General features: G+C 47.2%; 2 protein-coding genes. Both read left to right on the forward strand.

Annotation, left to right across the window (positions count from 1 at the left end; translation table 11 throughout):
* Positions 1–334, forward strand: a 334-nt coding sequence (locus tag QVA83_RS00960; RefSeq protein ID WP_287498010.1) for a PDZ domain-containing protein, incomplete at its 5' end; no start/stop codon positions are given.
* Between the two features lie 98 nt (positions 335–432).
* A partial coding sequence (locus tag QVA83_RS00965; protein ID WP_287498011.1) for a secretin N-terminal domain-containing protein occupies positions 433–1774 on the forward strand: 1342 nt, incomplete at its 3' end.

Raw genomic sequence — 1774 nt, forward strand, 5'->3', positions numbered from 1 at the left:
AGATACAGTTGAGCTTAGCGAAGAAGCGCTAGAAGCAACCGCTGCTCTGCGAGAACGCCCCGCTAACTTCACAGACTTTATTTCAATATCGCCAAAAACTGAAGAAGGCCAGCTTATCGGCTACCAGGTAAGCCCCGGCAAAGAGCCCGAATTATTTAAATCGGCAGGGCTTCAGGCAGGCGATGTCATTACACAGATTAACGGGCTAGACCTTACCGACTTGCAGCAATCGCAAGAGGCACTGTCTGAGCTACGCAATGCACAAACTATAGAATTAACGATTATTCGAGATGGCAGTTTAACTACGCTATACCTAGATTTACCCGAGTCTTAATACCACTAACGGTAGTAGCACTATATTGTCGCTAGGTATACAAAATAACAAATAAAGCAATTCGGTCATCGACAAGTTAGGAAATGAAGGAAGTTAGAATGAAAAGGCGCACTAGCCAAAAACTATTATCTCGCTTAGGCACAGCCATGTGCACAGCGCTTCTGTGTTTCTCGGTCACGGCCGCTGAGTACATGCCTAATTTCAAAGATACTGACATCAATGAATTCATAAATATTGTTGGTAAAAATCTTGAGCGAACTATTATTGTCGACCCTAACGTACGCGGCAAAATAAGCGTACGCAGCTACGACATGCTCAACGAGGATCAGTACTACCAGTTTTTCCTGAACGTATTACAAGTGTATGATTTTGCCGTTGTAGAAATGCCTAGCGGAATTTTAAAAGTCGTTCGCTCAAAAGACGCAAAGACATCGAATATCCCGGTTGTTGAAGGCGCGCAGCAAGACGGCGATGAGTTTATTACCCGCGTTGTGCCTGTTTATAACGTACCGGTGCGCGAACTTGCGCCTATATTGCGCCAGCTTAATGACCAAGCGGGCGGCGGTAACGTGGTTAGCCACGATCCATCAAACGTGATGATGCTAACGGGCCGTGCTGCGGTGGTTAATCGTCTTGTTGAAATCATTGAGCGCGTAGACCGCGCTGGTGACGAAGAAGTAGAGATTGTTAAGCTTCGTTATGCTTCAGCTTCTGAGATGGTACGTATTATTGAAAGTATCAACAAATCACAAGGTAAAGCCAATACAGGCGCTAAATCTGAACCTCGCGTTGTAGCAGACGACAGAACGAACTCTGTGATCGTAAGCGGCGACATTAAAGCGCGTCAGCGTCTTATCAATCTTATTCAACGCATGGACCAAGAGCTGGAGTCCAATGGCAACACTCGCGTACTGTTTCTTAATTACGCTAAGGCAGAAGATTTAGTCAAAGTTCTGCAAGGCGTATCGGCCAGTATCCAAGCAGAAGAGCAAGGCAGCGGCGCCACATCGCGCAGAGCAAGCTCAAACCGCGAAATTAGCATCGACGCACACGAAGATTCTAACGCCATCGTTATAACTGCAGAGCCAGACATGATGCGCTCGCTAGAAGAAGTGGTGCGTCAACTGGATATTCGCCGTGCACAGGTACAAGTTGAAGCCATTATCGTTGAAGTTTTTGAAGGCGACGGCAACACATTAGGTGTGCAATGGGTGTCAGAAGAGGGCGGTGGTACACAGTTCAATAATGGTGTTATAGGCGTCGGTTCATTAGCTGTGGCACTACGACAGGCCGAAGATAGAGAGACCACGCAAACCAACATCACTGCCAACGGTGAAGTGGTAGAAACAACGGACACGATAGAAGGCGACTTCACTGCTCTTGCAAGCTTACTTGGCGGTGCAAACGGCCTGATTGCTGGCGTTATCGAAAATGGCTGGG

Source organism: Alteromonas sp. AO-Serp (assembly GCF_017849675.1).
Classification (GTDB): domain Bacteria; phylum Pseudomonadota; class Gammaproteobacteria; order Enterobacterales; family Alteromonadaceae; genus Alteromonas; species Alteromonas macleodii.